The organism is Actinoplanes campanulatus (assembly GCF_014647795.1).
Classification (GTDB): domain Bacteria; phylum Actinomycetota; class Actinomycetes; order Mycobacteriales; family Micromonosporaceae; genus Actinoplanes; species Actinoplanes campanulatus.
In genome coordinates, this window is sequence record NZ_BMPW01000097.1 from 1 (window position 1) to 556 (window position 556).

1 protein-coding gene is annotated in these 556 nt (G+C 69.6%); it reads right to left on the reverse strand.

What is annotated here, in order from left to right; genetic code table 11:
* Positions 1-35 precede the first annotated feature (35 nt).
* Positions 36-556: transposase (locus tag IEZ13_RS46215; RefSeq protein ID WP_189285827.1), on the reverse strand; the 521-nt coding region annotated here is incomplete at its 5' end.

Below are 556 nucleotides of genomic sequence, written 5' to 3' on the forward strand. Positions count from 1 at the left end.
TAGCGGCGTGGGATGGGTCTTGTTTGAAGCGGTGGCTATGCGGCGAGGTCGAGGGTGACGGTGTAGCCGAGGGCTTCGAGTTGGCGGATGTGGTTGCGTTTGCGGCGTTCGGTGTCGGTGCGGCTGAGGTAGAAGTCTGCGCCGAGATCGTGGAAGCGGGATTCGGTGTTGGACAGCAGGTGCCAGATGATGGTCAGGACGGAGCGGCCGATCGCGACGATCGCGCGTTTGGCGCCGCGTCTTCGGGCGATGCGCCGGTAGCGTTCGCCGAGGAACGTGTCGGTGCGGGCGGCGGTGACGGCGATCTGCCCGAGGACCCGGGCGAGGTAGCGGTTGCCGTGCCCGGTCGCGCCGTTGCCTTTGCGGCGGCCGGCGGACTGCTTGACGCCGGGGGCGAATTTGGCCCAGCCGGCCAGGTGCGCCGGGGTCGGGAAGCGGGTCATGTCCACGCCGATCTCGGCGATGATCGTGGCAGCGGCGGCCGGGCCGATCCCGGGGATCTCAAGCAGCCGGGCCACCGCTGGGGCGAAAGGGGCCAGTTGCGCCTCGATCCTCG